Source organism: [Clostridium] celerecrescens 18A (assembly GCF_002797975.1).
GTDB classification, from domain to species: domain Bacteria; phylum Bacillota; class Clostridia; order Lachnospirales; family Lachnospiraceae; genus Lacrimispora; species Lacrimispora celerecrescens.
In genome coordinates, this window is record NZ_PGET01000001.1 from 1,451,894 (window position 1) to 1,468,385 (window position 16,492).

14 protein-coding genes and 1 other annotated feature are annotated in these 16,492 nt (G+C 43.8%); of the genes, 11 read left to right on the forward strand and 3 right to left on the reverse strand.

The window, feature by feature from the left end:
• Positions 1 to 50: 50 nt before the first annotated feature.
• Positions 51 to 503 carry an NUDIX hydrolase gene (locus tag H171_RS06905; RefSeq protein ID WP_002603763.1) on the forward strand — a complete coding sequence of 151 codons (453 nt, stop codon included), beginning with the start codon at positions 51 to 53 and terminating at the stop codon, positions 501 to 503.
• 93 nt (positions 504 to 596) lie between these two features.
• Here H171_RS06905 and H171_RS06910 read toward each other — a convergent pair whose 3' ends face one another.
• On the reverse strand, positions 597 to 1,418 hold the full coding sequence (locus tag H171_RS06910; protein ID WP_100304485.1) for a CZB domain-containing protein: 822 nt from the start codon (positions 1,416 to 1,418) through the stop codon (positions 597 to 599).
• A 193-nt stretch (positions 1,419 to 1,611) separates the two neighbouring features.
• On the opposite strand from H171_RS06910, the gene H171_RS06915 reads away from it, so the two are divergent.
• The 4 genes from H171_RS06915 to cysK all read left to right on the forward strand — a co-directional run bounded on the left by H171_RS06915 (position 1,612) and on the right by cysK (position 5,570).
• A complete protein-coding gene (locus H171_RS06915) occupies positions 1,612 to 1,845 on the forward strand; it encodes a hypothetical protein (RefSeq protein ID WP_100304486.1) in 234 nt (77 codons plus the stop codon).
• Between the two features lie 32 nt (positions 1,846 to 1,877).
• Positions 1,878 to 2,954, forward strand: coding sequence for a 5'-3' exonuclease (locus H171_RS06920; protein WP_100304487.1), 1,077 nt, complete (start codon positions 1,878 to 1,880; stop codon positions 2,952 to 2,954).
• Positions 2,955 to 3,064: 110 nt separating this feature from the next.
• Complete coding sequence (locus tag H171_RS06925; RefSeq protein WP_100304488.1) at positions 3,065 to 4,561, forward strand: carboxypeptidase M32; 1,497 nt, start codon at positions 3,065 to 3,067, stop codon at positions 4,559 to 4,561.
• A 79-nt stretch (positions 4,562 to 4,640) separates the two neighbouring features.
• On the forward strand, positions 4,641 to 5,570 hold the full coding sequence (gene cysK / locus H171_RS06930; RefSeq protein WP_100304489.1) for a cysteine synthase A: 930 nt from the start codon (positions 4,641 to 4,643) through the stop codon (positions 5,568 to 5,570).
• 60 nt (positions 5,571 to 5,630) lie between these two features.
• On the opposite strand, the gene H171_RS06935 is transcribed toward cysK, so the two are convergent.
• Positions 5,631 to 6,467 (reverse strand): YihY/virulence factor BrkB family protein, encoded by an 837-nt coding sequence (locus tag H171_RS06935; protein WP_100304490.1) that lies wholly within the window; start codon positions 6,465 to 6,467, stop codon positions 5,631 to 5,633.
• 181 nt (positions 6,468 to 6,648) lie between these two features.
• On the opposite strand from H171_RS06935, the gene H171_RS06940 reads away from it, so the two are divergent.
• Positions 6,649 to 7,539, forward strand: coding sequence for an SPL family radical SAM protein (locus tag H171_RS06940; protein WP_100304491.1), 891 nt, complete (start codon positions 6,649 to 6,651; stop codon positions 7,537 to 7,539).
• Here the strand turns inward: H171_RS06940 and H171_RS06945 are convergent.
• Positions 7,536 to 8,423 carry a LysR family transcriptional regulator gene (locus H171_RS06945; protein ID WP_100304492.1) on the reverse strand — a complete coding sequence of 296 codons (888 nt, stop codon included), beginning with the start codon at positions 8,421 to 8,423 and terminating at the stop codon, positions 7,536 to 7,538. The two genes, H171_RS06940 and H171_RS06945, sit on opposite strands and share 4 nt — an antisense overlap.
• Before the next feature lie 113 nt (positions 8,424 to 8,536).
• On the opposite strand from H171_RS06945, the gene H171_RS06950 reads away from it, so the two are divergent.
• The 5 genes from H171_RS06950 to pheT all read left to right on the forward strand — a co-directional run bounded on the left by H171_RS06950 (position 8,537) and on the right by pheT (position 16,490).
• Entirely contained in the window at positions 8,537 to 10,267 is a 1,731-nt protein-coding gene (locus H171_RS06950) for an ABC transporter ATP-binding protein (protein ID WP_100304493.1), read from the forward strand.
• Between the two features lies 1 nt (position 10,268).
• Positions 10,269 to 12,014, forward strand: a complete 1,746-nt coding sequence (locus tag H171_RS06955) for an ABC transporter ATP-binding protein (protein WP_100304494.1) — start codon at positions 10,269 to 10,271, stop codon at positions 12,012 to 12,014.
• Positions 12,015 to 12,348: 334 nt separating this feature from the next.
• A complete protein-coding gene (locus tag H171_RS06960; RefSeq protein ID WP_100304495.1) occupies positions 12,349 to 12,588 on the forward strand; it encodes a hypothetical protein in 240 nt (79 codons plus the stop codon).
• 117 nt (positions 12,589 to 12,705) lie between these two features.
• Positions 12,706 to 12,953: a binding site (T-box leader), on the forward strand.
• A gap of 78 nt (positions 12,954 to 13,031) precedes the next feature.
• A complete protein-coding gene (gene pheS / locus H171_RS06965; RefSeq protein ID WP_025233321.1) occupies positions 13,032 to 14,051 on the forward strand; it encodes a phenylalanine--tRNA ligase subunit alpha in 1,020 nt (339 codons plus the stop codon).
• An 18-nt stretch (positions 14,052 to 14,069) separates the two neighbouring features.
• On the forward strand, positions 14,070 to 16,490 hold the full coding sequence (gene pheT / locus H171_RS06970) for a phenylalanine--tRNA ligase subunit beta (RefSeq protein WP_100304496.1): 2,421 nt from the start codon (positions 14,070 to 14,072) through the stop codon (positions 16,488 to 16,490).
• Positions 16,491 to 16,492 lie beyond the last annotated feature (2 nt).

The window sequence follows — 16,492 nt, forward strand, 5'->3', positions numbered from 1 at the left end:
CAAAACCGGGCTTCCCAAGGAAGTTACGGTTTCACTCTGGAGGAATTGCAATGATAGAAGCAACGAGTTGTGGCGGTGTGGTTATTTTTCGAGGTAAAATTCTGGTTTTATATAAGAATTACAAAAATAAGTATGAAGGTTGGGTTTTGCCAAAGGGAACAGTAGAAGCGGGTGAAGAGTATAAGGAGACGGCTCTCCGGGAAGTAAAGGAAGAGACAGGCGTAAGTGCGTCCATAATCAAATACATTGGTAAGAGCCAGTACTCTTTTAACACGCCTCAAGATATGGTGGAGAAGGATGTGCACTGGTATCTAATGATGGCCGACAGCTATTACAGTAAACCACAGCGGGAAGAATATTTTATTGATTCAGGATATTACAAGTTCCATGAAGCGTATCATCTTCTGAAGTTTTCCAATGAAAAACAAATATTGGAAAAGGCCTACAATGAATATCTGGATTTAAAGAAGAGTAATTTGTGGGGCAATAAGAAGTATTTCTGAAAGGTCAGTCCAGGGATGTGCCTGGACTTTCACTGGAAGAGCCGGAAAAGTTAAACAGTAACTTTTCCGGCTCTTTTCACATGGAATCATCTTTTAATAAGCAGCTTCCAGTTCTTTTAATTTGGCTGATAGGGACTTTGTATTCAGCTCAAAGATAAGACCTTCACTTTTAGGACTCTCCATTACCTGATTGATATAAGAACAGTGGCTTACCATGGGATCCTGATCCCTGCCTGCAATCGCATCAAGCTCTTCAACGGAAACGATCTCGTCAACTACGATTCCCCATCTGATGCCATCCAGTATAAGAACCATCTCTTTGTAAATCGTTGAACGGAATAATTCCTTTGTCTGGTCCAAAAGGTGTAGTATGGTCGGCATGGATTCTTCCTTTACCCGTTTTAAAATTTTAAGGAGGCATTCCTCTCTCTGGCAGTTTTCGCAGTCCTTTTTGCAGCGGTCTGCTTCATCGGCAGCCAGATGAAGCCTTTCATGAGGCTCCTCTATTTTGCGCAGATGATTGGTGATGGTAAGGTTGTCAGTTTTAAAGCTGTCATACCATATTCCCAAAGCACACTGATGGGGATCTTTTGCCAGGTGGAAGGAGCCGCCTTCATCAATAAAACGTTCCAGTTCCTTTACCCAATTAATATGGTCCTGTTTTCTGGCATCAATCATATCTTCAAAATCCCTGCACTCATCGGAAATGGATTTTAGTCCAAAAGTAACCCGTAAGTCGAGCATTTGTATGACTTCGTCCCGGTATTTGAACATTCCGGTCACATTGGCCGGAGCAGCCGGTATTGTGCTGTAGTTTGGCAGCTGTACAATGGTTGATATGTATTTACTGTTGATGCAATAGAGGGAACCGGCAATTTTAAATAAAATATACGGACATCTGATCTCTTTTTCCATTTTCTGATAGTACCTTCCCTTTTTTTATTCTTGATATCTGTATTATATAGCCTATTGCTACATAGTTCAACGTATTTTGAGGAAAATTATATTTTAAAACTTAATGATTGGACTATGAATAAATGGAAATTCAGAGTATAATGGAAGGGAATATCTGATCGGGATAGCACATATTTATCAGGGAGGAAGGATCATGGCAAAAGTAAGCTCTTTAAGCCGCAGCATCAATACGTTTTATGTGGAATGGAGTGCTCTCAATCACTACTTGTCATCCTATGAATGCGAGCGGAATGGAGTACCATACATCGGTTTTGGGGACCCTCGCGTCCAAAAACTGTGGAAGGGATTATCTGCTCAGGAGCGAAAAGAAGTCATGAAACGCCTGGGCACGAAAAATGAAACAGAACTGCAGAATTATTTTACCTGATTTTACTAAGATTTTGAGAAATGGAGAAATACATGTCTGAAAGAAAATTTGTAGTCGTTGACGGTTCTTCTATGCTGTCGACCTGTTATTATGCGGTTTTACCAAGGGAGATCATGTTTGCAAAGTCAGAGGAGGAGAAACAGAAGCACTATGATAGGATCCTTCATGCAAAGGATGGCACTTATACCAACGCCATTTTCGGTATGCTTAAGATGGTGGTCTCCCTGATGAAAAAGCAGCAGCCGGATCACATAGCCTTTGTATTTGACAAAACAAGGGATACATTTCGCAGAGAGCTGTACCCGGATTATAAGGGGACCCGGGGAGTGACGCCGGAGCCGTTAAAAAGCCAGTTCGTCCTGATGGAAGAGATCTTAAAAGACGTGGGCTTTCAGGTTCTTTTAAGTGAACAGTATGAAGCTGATGATTATGCCGGAAGCCTGGTTATGAAATTCCGGGAGGAGATTTCCATGATTCTTCTGACTAAGGACCACGATTATCTCCAGCTGGTAAATGATGAATACAATGTCCGTGCGTGGATGGTTCAGTCACGGCAGGAGAAAGCGGACGAACTGTACAAAAAATATTATTCTTTTTACAGTGTAAAGAAAGATGAGGTCAACCTTCCTGAAAAGGTTTTTGAATATACCTCTGATACGGTGCTGAATGAAGAGGGTGTCCGGCCGGAGCAGATCGCTGATTTAAAGGGAATCCAGGGAGATCCTTCTGATAATATCCCTGGAGTAAAGGGGGTCAGCAGTGCGGCGGCTCCGCTTCTTCGGGAATACGGCACAGTGGAAGAGATATACCGTTCCATTCACGAGGCCGAGCCTGATAAAAAGAGCCTGAAAGCACTCCAGGATTTCTGGAAAAATGAATTGGGGATTACCCGTTCTCCTTATAAAGCGATGACAAAGACCAGTGAAGAAGAATTGTGCGGGGAAAAGGCAGCCCTGCTTTCTAAAACACTGGCAACTATGAAAACGGATATTCCTATTGATATGGAGCTTGAGGATTTTTCTGCAAACGCCTATCAGGAGGAAAAAGTAAAAAAATGGCTTAAATCCCTTGATATAAAAGAAGCTTCCATATTTGGTACCGGTAAATAATATTTTAAAAAGTATTTTTTCATCTTGCCTGGAGACACTCATACAGAGCGCCTTGATTTTGAGTCAAATATCAGGCTCTTTACTTAGTAGAAATAAAGGAGAAACAGATTATGAGCAAATCTTATGAGGTTTTGTCCTCTTTATTGGAAAAGACTATGGCACTTCAAACTTCCCTCGTTCTATTTGAATGGGATAATGAAACTCTTGCACCGGAAGGTGCCGGTTCCTACACTTCAAGGGTGATCGGTGCGCTCTCTGAGGAATATTACAGGGTTATGACAGGGGAAGACATGGGGAAAACCATTGCTGACTGCGAGGAAGATAAAAGTCTGTCCGATGTGGAACGGGCCATTGTCAAGGGAGCGAAGGAGGCCAGAGAAGAACTGGTATGTATTCCGTCAAATGAGTACCGGGAAAATGCCCAGCTCATCGCCGAGGCAGCCCGAATCTGGTCAAAGGCAAAAAAAGAGGAAGATTTTGATTCCTTTGCGCCGACACTTGAAAAAGTAATCGGATTTAAAAAGAAGTTTGCCTCTTACCGGAAGAAAGAAGGCCAGAAGCTTTATGATGTCATATTGGATGAGTTTGAAAAAGGATTTAATATGGAGCTTTTGGATGAGTTTTTCAGCCGGCTTAAAGAAGAAATAGTTCCCCTGTTAAAAGAGATCAAGGAGAATGGAAAAGCCATTGACGATTCTTTTTTATCAGGCGGGTATCCTGAGGAAAAACAAAGAGAAATGGCACACTATCTCGCTGAATATGTTGGCTTTGACTTTACAAAGGGCGTGCTTGCAGAAAGCGCCCATCCGTTTACGACAAATCTCCATAATCACGATGTGAGAATTACTACCAGTTATCGGGAGAAGATGGATAACGCCATGTTCTCTGTGATCCATGAAGCCGGTCATGGAATTTATGAACTTGGAATCAGTGACGAGATCACACAGACACCAGTAGGGCAGGGAACTTCCATGGGAATGCATGAATCCCAGTCCCGGTTTTTTGAGAATATCATCGGCCGCAGCCAGGCTTTCTGGACTCCTCTTTATGGAAAGCTTCAGGAACTCTATCCTGAACAATTAAAGGAAATCTCCATTGAGCAGTTTATGGATGCAGTTAATAAGGTGGAGCCAAGCTTTATCCGGACCGAGGCCGACGAACTTACCTATAATCTTCATATCATGATCCGTTATGAAATTGAGAAAATGATCATGGAAGAAGACGTGGACTTAAAGAAGCTTCCGGAAATCTGGGCAGATAAATATGAAGAATATCTTGGAGTACGCCCGGAAAATCCATCAGAGGGGATCCTGCAGGATATCCACTGGTCTCAGGGGCTGATCGGTTATTTCCCGTCTTATGCCCTGGGAAATGCTTTTGGAGCGCAGTTATATTATCATATGAGAAAAGAAATGGATTTTGACGAGCTTCTTGTAAGTGGAAAGCTTGATGTTATTAGAGATTATTTAAGAGAACATATCCACAAGTTTGGTAAGCTGAAAACCAGCCGTGAGATATTAAAAGATACTACTGGAGAAGATTTTACCCCGGATTATTTCATTCAGTACCTGAAAGAAAAGTATTACAGCCTGTATGAGCTGTCATAAAGCTCTGGCTGGGATGGCAGGTCCTGCCCTGCTGAAATAAAAAGGGAACGCATAGTTCGCAGTTGAAAAGAGGATGAATATGGAAAATATCAAGAAAAGTGCATCAGAACTGATCGGCCATACACCCCTGGTAGAATTCTCCAATTATGGAAAAAAGCACCATGTGACGGCTGCCATTCTAGCAAAGCTGGAATATTTTAATCCGGCAGGAAGTGTTAAGGACCGGGCGGCTCTCTATATGATTCAGGATGCAGAAACGTCCGGCATCTTAAAGCCTGGTGCCACGATCATAGAACCGACTTCCGGCAATACGGGCATCGGTATTGCGAGCATAGCTGCTATGAGAGGATATAAAGCGATTCTTACCATGCCGGAGACCATGAGCGTGGAACGGCGTAATCTTTTAAAGGCCTATGGCGCGGAAATTGTATTGACAGAAGGATCAAAGGGGATGTCTGGCGCCATTGCAAAGGCGAAGGAACTGCAAACAGAAATAACCGGTTCCATTATTCTGGGACAGTTTGATAATCCGTCCAATTCCAGGGCTCATTACGAAACAACCGGCCCGGAAATATGGGAAGATACCGATGGAACGATCGATGTTCTTATCGCTGGTGTGGGAACCGGAGGTACCATTACCGGAGCAGGAGAATATTTAAAAAGCAAAAATCCTGAGATAAAGGTGATAGCAGTAGAACCTGCCGCCTCGCCGGTTCTTTCCGGCGGAAATCCTGGACCTCATGGAATTCAGGGAATCGGAGCCGGATTTATCCCTTTGATCTTAAATACTGATGTTTACGATGAAATCATACCGGTGGAAAATGGAGATGCATACGAGACGGGAAAGGAAATCGCGCAAACAGAAGGGATTTTAGTGGGAATTTCCTCCTCTGCAGCCGTATGGGCAGCCAGAGAAGTTGCGAAACGTCCGGAATATGCGGGAAAAAGGATTGTTGTAATTCTTCCCGATACTGGGGACAGATACTTATCCACACCTTTGTTTACCTGAACAATAAAAATGTAAATATGAAAAACCAGGGATGCATTTTCTGCAAGCCCTGGTTTTTCATTAAGAGCGCATATGCTCCTTCCAATTTAAAGAATAATAGTAATTGATTTCAGCACCATAAAACAGGATGCAGATACAGGCATAAATCCACAGCATTAACAGCACAATGGCTGTAAGGCTTCCGTACATGACCGAGTAATTGCCGAAATTATTAAAATAAATGGAAAACGCAAAAGAAGAAGCGATCCATCCCAAGGTACAAAATGCTGCTCCGGGCAGTTGGCTTAAAAAATGCTGCTTTTTTTCCGGAACATAAGTATAAAGGACAGCAAAGCAGATCGTCAGCATGAAAACGAGCATGGTACGAAATGTAAGAACATACTGGGTGATCTCGGCCAGCAGCGGAAAGTGGTGGTTCATAAAGCTCTGAATGGTACCTCCAAGGACCAACAGAACAAGGGTCAGGAGACAGATAATCATAAAAATGATGGTATAGCCGACGCAGATGATCCTGGTCACGATATAGTTTCGCTTTTTCTCCTGGCCAAATACCCGGTTAAGGCCCCGTTCAATGCTGAGCATCCCCTTGGAAGCAGACCAAATGGCAGCCACTGCGGTAGCGGAAAGGACAGCTACCGGAGAATTCGTATAAAGGTCATCGATAACAGATACGATTAAGCTGTTCATTTCCAGTGTACTTGGGATGATCGTAATCATAAGCTGGAGCAAATTGGCTTTCGTAATGGATGGGATGAGCTGTATCAAAGCCAGTAAAAGCATCATAAAGGGAAATGCTGCTATAATGGTGAAGAAGGAGGCCTGGGCTGCATATACAGTCATTTCATCCCTGCTGTATTTGTCATAGATTTGTTTACAGCGCAATAAGAATCGAATCATAATATCTCCTTTTCCTGCCATAATTTCTTCGCTAGTATTAGCATATTATCATGGAACAAAAAAAATATCAAGGCATTCTGCCTGCAGGTGGAAATACGTACATGATTGACAGATCCTGCCATAAATCATAAAATAAAACCAACGAGTATCAGGCTGGCAGTGAAGAAAGGAACAAAAACGAATGGAGAATATTCCTGCAAAGACCATAGTGACCAGAACAAAAGGCTCTCAGTGGTTCGGTATTGACTATAATATGAATATCTATAAAGGGTGCTGCCATGGCTGCATTTATTGTGACAGCCGTTCAGACTGTTACCGGATCGATAATTTTGATTCGGTGCGTGTCAAGGAAGATGCCCTTCGGATCATCCGGGATGATTTAAGGCGTAAGGTGAAAACCGGCATTGTTGGGACAGGAGCTATGAGTGACCCCTACAATCCTTTTGAACAGGAGCTTGAATTAACGCGGCACGCCCTTGAGCTTATTGATGTATACGGCTTTGGGGCAGCAGTGGCTACAAAAAGTGCCCTTCTTAAGCGGGACATTGATATTTTAAAAGGAATCATGGAGCATTCCCCTGTCCTGTGTAAGGTAACGGTCACCACCACAGATGACGATCTGGCAAAAAAAATCGAACCACATGTATCCAGTCCCTCGGAGCGCCTGGCTTTGGTTGAGGCATTAAGGAAGAACGGAATATTTACGGGAATCTTATTGATGCCGGTTCTTCCGTTTCTGGAGGATAACGAGGATAATATCCTTTCGATCGTAAAAGCCGCCCATGAAGCCGGAGCCAGCTTCATTTATCCGGCTTTTGGTGTGACTTTACGCAATAATCAAAGAGAATGGTATTTTGACCGCCTAAAAGAGCTGTTCCCCCAACAGGATTTGGTGTCGGAATATATCAGGCGGTATGGCAACAGTTATCAATGTACAAGCCCGGGAGCCAGAAAGTTATGGCAGGTATTTTCCCGTGAGTGCGAGCGGAATGGCATATTATACCGGATGAAAGACATCATTCATGGGTATAAAAAGAATTACGAAGTGACCCAGTTAAGTCTTTTTGATTAGGAAAGGGACATCAGTTCTCCGAAATAGGAAACAAATTCTTTGGCTATGTTTGAAACATAGCCATTTTTTTTATACACGGCTGCCATTCTGGTAACAGTATCCGCAGAGTCGATCTCCCTGAATACGAGGTCCTTGTGTTCTCCTATTTTGCTGATGGATTCAGGCACCAGAGCGATTCCAAGTCCGATACTTGCCCATTGGAGACAGGTTCTGGCATCATCATTGCGGCAAAAAACATTGGGCATGATACCGCTGTTTTGGAAGGCCAGGGAGATGATGGAATCAAACCGGCGGTAATAGATCAAGGGCTTGCCGGAAAGGTCTGTCAGCCTGATTTTATTCTTAGGGACGCCTGAAAAAAAGGACGGGTTTCCAACCGCTATTAATGGCTCGTCTTTTCCGTACATGCATTCAAAGCCCTCTGCATTAAAAGGTGTCCTGATAATCGCGCATTCCACAATCCCGTTTTTCATCTTTTCCAGAAGCTCGTAGGTATTTCCTTCTGTGACCTCAAACCGGACCTTTGGATGGGTGCAGCAGTATATCTTTAAAAAATCGCGAAGCAGATTGCCGGAAGAAGAGATAGTTCCCAGCTTTAAAATTCCTTTGGAAGCAGTTGGAAAATGATCGAGTTCTTCCACAATGGAGTCCATCATGGACAGGATGTCTTTGGCTCTGGAATAGAGAAAAGCACCTGCTTCCGTCAGTTCTGTTTTCCTGGAGCCACGTTCAAAAAGCTTTACTCCAAGCTCTTCTTCCAGCAAAAGGATCTGCTTACTTAGAGGCGGCTGGGATAACCCCAGCTTTTTTGCTGCTGCTGTAAAGCCTCCGGTTTCTGCAATTGTGGTAAAATAATAAAGCTGCTTTGAATTAATTGGATTCATTGGGATATCCTCTATTTCATATTATGTATTGTATTATTATACCAAAATGGTATAATGTTACAAGGTATTATTCCAAAAATGTATTTAATTTTTATAAGCGGAGGAATATTAGGATGAAAAAGCTCCTGAAATATTTAAAGGACTATAAGGTAGAAAGCATTATGGGGCCGTTATTTAAGCTTCTGGAAGCCTGCTTTGAATTATTGGTGCCTCTTGTAGTGGCAAAGGTGATTGACGTAGGGATCAAGTCTCAGAATATTCCTTATATACTTAAGATGGGCGGATTATTGGTTCTGCTTGGCGTCATAGGCCTTGTCTGTTCTATTACGGCCCAGTATTTTGCGGCAAAAGCAGCGGCCGGCTTCGGAACTTCTCTCCGAAATGATTTGTTTGCCCATATCAACAAACTGTCGTACCAGGAAATAGATTCCATTGGAACTGCGACCCTGATTACCCGTATTACCAGCGATGCCAATCAGGTACAGTCTGGAGTTAATTTATTCCTTCGTCTGTTCCTTCGTTCTCCGTTTGTGGTATGCGGTGCCATGATCATGGCATTTACCATCAATGCCAGGGCAGCTCTGGTTTTTGCAGTACTTATCCCGGTTCTTTCCATTGTTGTCTTCGGCATTATGCTGATCAGCATCCCATTGTATAAAAAGGTGCAGAAGCAATTGGATCAGGTGCTCTTGGCTGTCAGGGAGAATCTTGAAGGAGTCCGTGTCATCCGTGCGTTTGACCGCCAAAATGGTGAAATACGCCGGTTTGATGAGGAAAATGGCCTTTTAGTACGTTTCCAGGTTTTCGTAGGAAAGATTTCAGCCTTAATGAATCCCCTTACCTATGTTTTGATCAACCTGGGGATCATCGTTTTGATCAACACCGGCGCGAGACAGGTGCAGAGCGGCATCATCACTCAGGGGGCAGTGATTGCTTTAGTAAATTACATGTCCCAGATTTTAGTAGAGCTTGTAAAACTGGCAAATCTGATTATCACGATTTCAAAGTCCTTAGCCTGTGCAGGCCGGATTAACGCTGTGTTTGAACAGGAGCCAGCCATTACAGAAGTTTCGAATAAGGGTGTGGAAGAAAAACAGGATGCTCCCGAAGTAGAATTTGACCATATGACCTTTGCCTATGCAGGGGCCAAGGATGCGGCGTTAAGCGGTTTATCCTTTCAGGTCATGAAGGGGGAGACCATTGGAATCATCGGAGGAACAGGTTCCGGTAAGACCACCCTGGTAAATCTGATTCCCCGTTTTTATGAGGTCACAGAAGGATCCGTAAAGGTAGGAGGAGTTGACGTAAGGCAATATCCTTTGGGACAGTTGAGGGAGCTGGTGGGAATTGTTCCCCAAAAGGCGGTGCTTTTTAAAGGAACCCTTCGGGAAAATATGAAGTGGGGGAAAAAAGAAGCAACGGACCATGAGATTTATGAGGCTCTTGCCACTGCCCAGGCAAAGGATTTTGTAGAGGAAAAAGGAGAAGGACTGGAGCTTCTGATCCAGGCGGGAGGAAGGAATCTTTCCGGCGGGCAGCGGCAGAGACTAGCCATTGCAAGGGCATTGGTAAAAGATCCTCAGATTCTCATCATGGATGACAGCGCTTCTGCCCTGGATTTTGCTACTGATGCCAGGCTTAGAAAGGCAATTAAAGAAAGTACCGGGAATATGACTGTTTTCCTGGTATCCCAGAGAGCTTCCAGTATTAAAAACGCGGACAGGATCCTGGTCTTAGATGACGGGCAGATGGCAGGCTGGGGAACTCATGAGGAGCTGTTAACTTCCTGTCAGGTTTACCGGGAAATATGCTTATCCCAGCTGTCAAAAGAGGAGGTGCAATAACATGAACGTAAAAAAATACAGATCCACTGTCAAACGGATTTTTCGCTGCATTGGCCGTTATAAATGGGGAGTCGCTGCTTCCCTGGCCTGTGCTTTTGTCACAGTTTTATTGACTTTATACGTTCCCATCCTCACTGGCCGGGCCATTGACTGCATTGTGGGAGCAGGAGCTGTTGATTTTGCCGGCATGTGGACGATTTTAAAACAAATAGGAATCATCATTGCAATAACAGCGGTGGCCCAGTGGCTTATGAGCCATATCAACAACCTGGTTACCTACCGGGTGGTGAAGGATATCAGAACCCAGGCATTTAATAAGCTGGAGATCCTTCCTTTAAAATATATTGATTCCCATTCTCACGGAGATATCATAAACAGGATTATCACAGATATCGATCAGTTTTCCGATGGGCTGCTAATGGGCTTTACCCAGCTGTTCACCGGAGTCCTTACCATTTTTGGAACATTGGTTTTTATGTTTTCCATGAATCCGGGCATAACGGTTGTGGTGGTTCTTGTAACTCCTGTTTCACTGTTTGTTGCCAGCTTTATTGCAAGAAAGACCTTCCGCTTGTTTAAGATGCAGTCTCAGACCAGAGGGGAGCTGACTTCTCTTGTGGAAGAGATGCTGGGGAATCAGAAGGTGGTGCAGGCCTTTGCCCATGAAGCCGATGCACAGGAAAAATTTGAAGATATTAACGAAGATTTGCGTGTCTGGAGCCTGAAAGCTACATTCTTTTCTTCCATTACCAATCCAGCGACCCGCTTTGTGAACAGCCTGGTTTATGCCAGTGTTGGAATCGCCGGAGCTTTTGCGGCTGTAAAAGGACTTTTATCCGTAGGACAGCTTTCCAGTTTTTTAAGCTATGCCAATCAATATACAAAGCCATTTAATGAAATATCTGGTGTGGTTACTGAGCTTCAAAATGCCCTGGCCTCTGCTGCTCGGGTGTTTGAACTGATTGATGAGGAGCCTCAGGTCCCAGAGGAGCCAGACGCTGCAGTGCTCAGCAATGCAAAGGGAGAGATATCTCTGGAACAAGTGTACTTTTCCTATAATCCTGAGATCGCCTTGATTGAGGATATGAATTTAAACGTACGTAAGGGCCAGAGAGTAGCCATCGTAGGCCCTACGGGCTGCGGAAAGAGTACGGTAATTAATCTCCTCATGCGTTTTTATGATGTGGATTCCGGTTCCATCCGGGTAGATGGGAAAGATATACGCCATATGACCAGACAAAGCTTAAGAACCAGTTACGGTATGGTGCTGCAGGAGACATGGCTTAAATCAGGGACCATTCGCGAAAATATTGCATATGGAAAGCCGGATGCGGCTGAGGAAGAAATCATTCTTGCGGCAAAGGAGGCTCATGCCCACAGTTTTATCAGGCGTATGCCGGAAGGATATGATACTGTTATATCGGAAGACGGCGGAAACTTATCCCAAGGCCAGAAGCAGCTTTTATGCATTGCCAGAGTTATGTTGTGCCTTCCTCCCATGCTGATTCTTGATGAAGCCACTTCATCTATTGATACCAGAACCGAGATAAAAATTCAAAAAGCTTTTGGAAAAATGATGGAAGGGCGTACCAGTTTTATCGTCGCTCACCGTCTTTCTACGATTAAAGAAGCGGATGTGATACTGGTAATGAGGGATGGCCATATCATTGAGCAGGGAACTCATGAAAGCCTGCTTTCCCAAAATGGATTTTACGCACAGCTTTATAACAGCCAGTTTGCTGTGTAGCTTTGATTAGATAATAAAAAACAGCGTCAGAAAGATATCTGGGATATACTTTCTGGCGCTGTTCTTTTTTTCACTGTTATGATATACTTTAAAAAGTTCGATATTAGTTATAATAACTATATAAAAGGCGGTAGGATTATGTTTGAAATCATTATGGAAGCCAGGAGGGCGGTCTGTTTCAGGCCCGTAAGAATTCCTTTGCAGTTTACGGATAAGGGGAGGGGGTATGGATAAATTTTGTGATCACATGACGGCGGTTTAAGATATTGATTCTGTAAAAGACAGTGTAAAAATCTTGGCCGTATTTTATGGTTTTAAAGAACAGGGGGAAAAAATGAGTTTTTTAGATATTATTTTGTTGGGCGCATTGTTAACAGAGAGTGTGCTTTTAATTGCGTTGGCCCATTTTTACAATAAAGAAAAAGAAAAAGTTCAGATTGAGAAAACAAAAAGAGCCGAAGATAAGGAGTATATTGATATTTTTATAGAGCATCTGGAAAAACGGGCTGAAACCTATGAAATACTCCTTGAATTTAAAAGAATTTTAGAAGAAGCTTATAAAGATGCGATTTAAGAAAGGAAAACGGACAGAGGCCGTCTTATTTCCTTCTGATATAAGCCATATCAAAATAATCCTTGACATTTTGATCATCCGTTATTACAATGGTACGTAACGTTACAATTAAAAACATCAAATGCAATGAAGGTGTAAGTAAATCCTTAATTTTCTTCCAGAGAGAAAGGGCCATCGGCTGTAAGCCCTTTTAAGTTCAGATAAGAGATTGAATTTCCCACCGAAGCAGCATGATTGAAACCAGCGACAGCTTTGGCTGCCGGTCTGGCGGGTAAGTCATGACGTCAATACACGTTACGTATACCGAGTGCCTGTGTCATACGCAGGAATCAGGGTGGTACCGCGAATATAGCTTCGTCCCTTTTTGGGGCGGAGCTTTTTTAGTTCATTTCGCTGTTATAGCGGTAAAAGTAAAATTTGATCATGAAAAGAAGGAGAGCACGATGAAGGACCAATTGGAAAAAATCAAACAGGAAGCGTTAAAGCAGATTGAAGCTTCCGATGCGCTGGAAAAACTAAACGACATTAAAGTTGCTTATCTTGGAAAAAAAGGTGAGCTAACCAGTGTATTAAAGAGTATGAAGGATGTTGCTCCGGAAGACAGGCCAAAGGTGGGCCAGATGGTAAATGACGCCCGGGCCGTGATCGAGGGGAAATTAGAGGATGCCATATCCGCTCTGCAGAAAAAAGCCAGAGAAGAACAGCTGAAAAAAGAAGTAATTGATGTAACCCTTCCCGGCAGACGAAATAAGGTAGGCCACACCCATCCAAATACCATTGCTCTGGAAGAGGTTGAGCGAATCTTCGTTGGGATGGGATATGAGGTCATTGAAGGGCCGGAAGTGGAATACGATTCCTATAACTTTGAAAAATTGAATATACCTAAGAATCATCCGGCAAGAGACGAACAGGATACCTTTTATATCAGTGATAACATCGTATTAAGAAGCCAGACATCACCGGTCCAGGTCAGGACCATGGAAAAAGGCAAGCTGCCGATCCGCATGCTGGCCCCCGGCCGCGTATTCCGGTCTGATGAGGTGGATGCAACCCATTCCCCTTCCTTCCACCAGATAGAAGGACTTGTAATTGATAAAAATATAACATTTGCAGATTTAAAGGGGACCCTTGCAGAGTTTGCCAGAGAGCTTTTTGGCCTTGAGACAAAAGTGAAATTCCGTCCGCACCATTTCCCGTTTACAGAACCAAGCGCGGAGATGGATGTTACCTGTTTCAAATGCGGCGGAAAAGGCTGCCGTTTCTGCAAAGGCTCCGGTTGGATTGAGATTCTTGGCTGCGGCATGGTTCATCCAAATGTGCTTACAATGAGCGGAATCGATCCCAATGAATATTCCGGCTTTGCATTTGGAGTTGGATTGGAGCGGATTGCCCTGTTAAAATATGAAATTGATGACATGAGATTATTATATGAGAACGACATCAGATTCTTAAAACAGTTTTAAGGAAAGGAAGATAGATCAATGAATACACCATTATCATGGATTAAGGCATACGTTCCGGATTTAGACGTAACGGCCCAGGAATATACAGATGCTATGACGCTTACCGGATCAAAGGTTGAGGGCTATGTTTGTCTGGATAAAAACTTAGAGAAAATCGTTGTTGGACAGATATTATCCATTGAACGTCATCCGGATGCGGATAAACTGATCATCTGCCAGGTCAATGTTGGAGCGGAAACCGTACAGATCGTTACAGGCGCATCCAATGTAAAGACAGGAGATAAAATTCCTGTGGTATTAGACGGAGGCAAAGTGGCAGGAGGCCACGACGGCGGCGCTCTTCCGGAAGAAGGAATCCAGATCAAGAAAGGGAAACTAAGAGGAATCGAATCCTGCGGCATGATGTGCTCCATTGAAGAGCTGGGCTCTTCCAATGAAATGTATCCAGATGCACCGGAAAGCGGGATTTACATTCTGCCTGAGAATACGGAAATAGGTGCTGATGCCATAGAGGTGCTGGGCCTTCGTGATTCCGTATTTGAATACGAGATCACCTCAAATCGTGTGGACTGCTACAGTGTAATAGGAATTGCAAGAGAAGCGGCGGCTACCTTCCGTAAGCCCTTTGTACCTCCGGTGGTAACAGCCACAGGAAACAGTGAGGATATCCATGACTATTTAAAGATTTCCGTAGAGGATAGCCGTCTTTGTCCCCGCTATTGTGCAAGAATGGTGAAAAATATCAAGCTTGCTCCTTCCCCGGCCTGGTTGCAGAGACGACTTGCAGCATGCGGAATCCGTCCGATTAATAATATCGTGGATATTACCAATTATGTGATGGAAGAGTATGGTCAGCCAATGCATGCCTTTGACTATGACCTGCTTGCAAATCATGAAATCGTTGTAAAATGCGCGGGAGAAGGCGATACCTTCCAGACCCTTGACGAACAGGAAAGAAAGCTTGACAGCACCGTTCTCATGATCAACGACGGAGAAAAGGCTGTAGGAATCGCCGGTATCATGGGCGGAGAGAACTCCAAGATTACCGATGAGGTGAAGACCATGGTATTTGAAAGCGCCTGCTTTGATGGAACCAATATCCGCCTTTCTTCTAAAAAAGTCGGATTAAGGACCGATGCTTCCGGTAAATTTGAAAAGGGACTTGATCCTAACAACGCTGAGGAGGCGATTAACCGCGCGTGCCAGCTGATTGAGGAGCTGGGTGCAGGAGAAGTCGTAGGCGGCATGATTGATATATATCCTGAAAAGCGGGAGGGGAAAAGACTTCCCTTTGAGCCAGAAAAGATGAATCGGCTTCTGGGTACTGAGATCGAAGCGGAAACAATGCTTGGATACTTTAAAAAGCTGGATTTGGAATACGATGAGACAGCAAATGAAATCCTTATTCCCACCTTCCGTCAGGATTTAGACTGTATGGCGGATCTGGCGGAAGAAGTTGCCAGATTCTTTGGATATGACAAGATCCCCGTATCCCTGCCCACCGGTGAGGCAACGACCGGCAAACTGTCATACAAATTAAGAGTTGAAGAGGTGGCTAGGGAAGTGGCGGAATTCTCTGGATTTTCCCAGGGAATGACCTATTCTTTTGAAAGTCCCAGGGTATTTGACCGTCTGCTGATCCCGGAGAACAGTCCGCTTCGTGTGACCGTAAATATATTAAATCCTTTGGGAGAGGATTTCAGTGTTATGAGGACATCACCTCTTCATGGAATGTTAAACTCCTTATCCACCAACTACAACCGCCGCAATAAGAATGTCCGCCTTTATGAGCTGGCCAATATTTATCTTCCAAAGGCGCTTCCATTGACCGAGCTTCCCGATGAAAGAATGCAGTTTACCCTGGGATTTTACGGCGACGGCGATTTCTTTGATATGAAGGGTGTGATAGAAGAATTCTTTGATAAAACCGGAATGCACAAACGGCCTCATTATGTTCCAAAGAGTGGTAAAACATTCCTTCATCCAGGAAGACAGGCAGATATCATTTATGATGGGGTAACCATCGGATATCTGGGAGAAGTTCATCCGGAGGTGGCTGACAACTATAAGATTGGGGACCGGGCCTATGTGGCTGTGATCGATATGCCATCCATGATTCCATTTACAAGCTTTGACAGAAAATACACCGGAATAGCGAAATATCCGGCTGTTACCAGAGATATCAGCATGGTGGTGCCAAAGGAAATTCTTGTCGGACAGATCGAAGAGATCATCGAACAACGGGGAGGAAAGATACTGGAAAGCTATGAGCTTTTCGATATTTATGAAGGAACCCAGATTTTAGCAGGATATAAGTCTGTTGCTTATTCTATCACCTTCCGCGCAGGCGATCACACCTTAGAAGAGCAGGAGGTTCTTGCTGTAATGAAAAAGATCCTTAACGGATTACAAGGATTGGGAATTGAACTTCGGGCATAAAC

Bases quoted from the DNA above. Each gene is read 5' to 3' on its own strand.
- H171_RS06950 (WP_100304493.1), top strand. From the start codon at position 8,537: ATGAAAAAGCTCCTGAAATATTTAAAGGACTATAAGGTAGAAAGCATT.
- pheT (WP_100304496.1), top strand. From the start codon at position 14,070: ATGAATACACCATTATCATGGATTAAGGCATACGTTCCGGATTTAGAC.
- H171_RS06945 (WP_100304492.1), bottom strand. From the start codon at position 8,423: ATGAATCCAATTAATTCAAAGCAGCTTTATTATTTTACCACAATTGCA.
- H171_RS06955 (WP_100304494.1), top strand. From the start codon at position 10,269: ATGAACGTAAAAAAATACAGATCCACTGTCAAACGGATTTTTCGCTGC.
- H171_RS06925 (WP_100304488.1), top strand. From the start codon at position 3,065: ATGAGCAAATCTTATGAGGTTTTGTCCTCTTTATTGGAAAAGACTATG.
- pheS (WP_025233321.1), top strand. From the start codon at position 13,032: ATGAAGGACCAATTGGAAAAAATCAAACAGGAAGCGTTAAAGCAGATT.
- H171_RS06960 (WP_100304495.1), top strand. From the start codon at position 12,349: ATGAGTTTTTTAGATATTATTTTGTTGGGCGCATTGTTAACAGAGAGT.
- H171_RS06905 (WP_002603763.1), top strand. From the start codon at position 51: ATGATAGAAGCAACGAGTTGTGGCGGTGTGGTTATTTTTCGAGGTAAA.
- H171_RS06915 (WP_100304486.1), top strand. From the start codon at position 1,612: ATGGCAAAAGTAAGCTCTTTAAGCCGCAGCATCAATACGTTTTATGTG.
- cysK (WP_100304489.1), top strand. From the start codon at position 4,641: ATGGAAAATATCAAGAAAAGTGCATCAGAACTGATCGGCCATACACCC.
- H171_RS06920 (WP_100304487.1), top strand. From the start codon at position 1,878: ATGTCTGAAAGAAAATTTGTAGTCGTTGACGGTTCTTCTATGCTGTCG.
- H171_RS06940 (WP_100304491.1), top strand. From the start codon at position 6,649: ATGGAGAATATTCCTGCAAAGACCATAGTGACCAGAACAAAAGGCTCT.
- H171_RS06935 (WP_100304490.1), bottom strand. From the start codon at position 6,467: ATGATTCGATTCTTATTGCGCTGTAAACAAATCTATGACAAATACAGC.
- H171_RS06910 (WP_100304485.1), bottom strand. From the start codon at position 1,418: ATGGAAAAAGAGATCAGATGTCCGTATATTTTATTTAAAATTGCCGGT.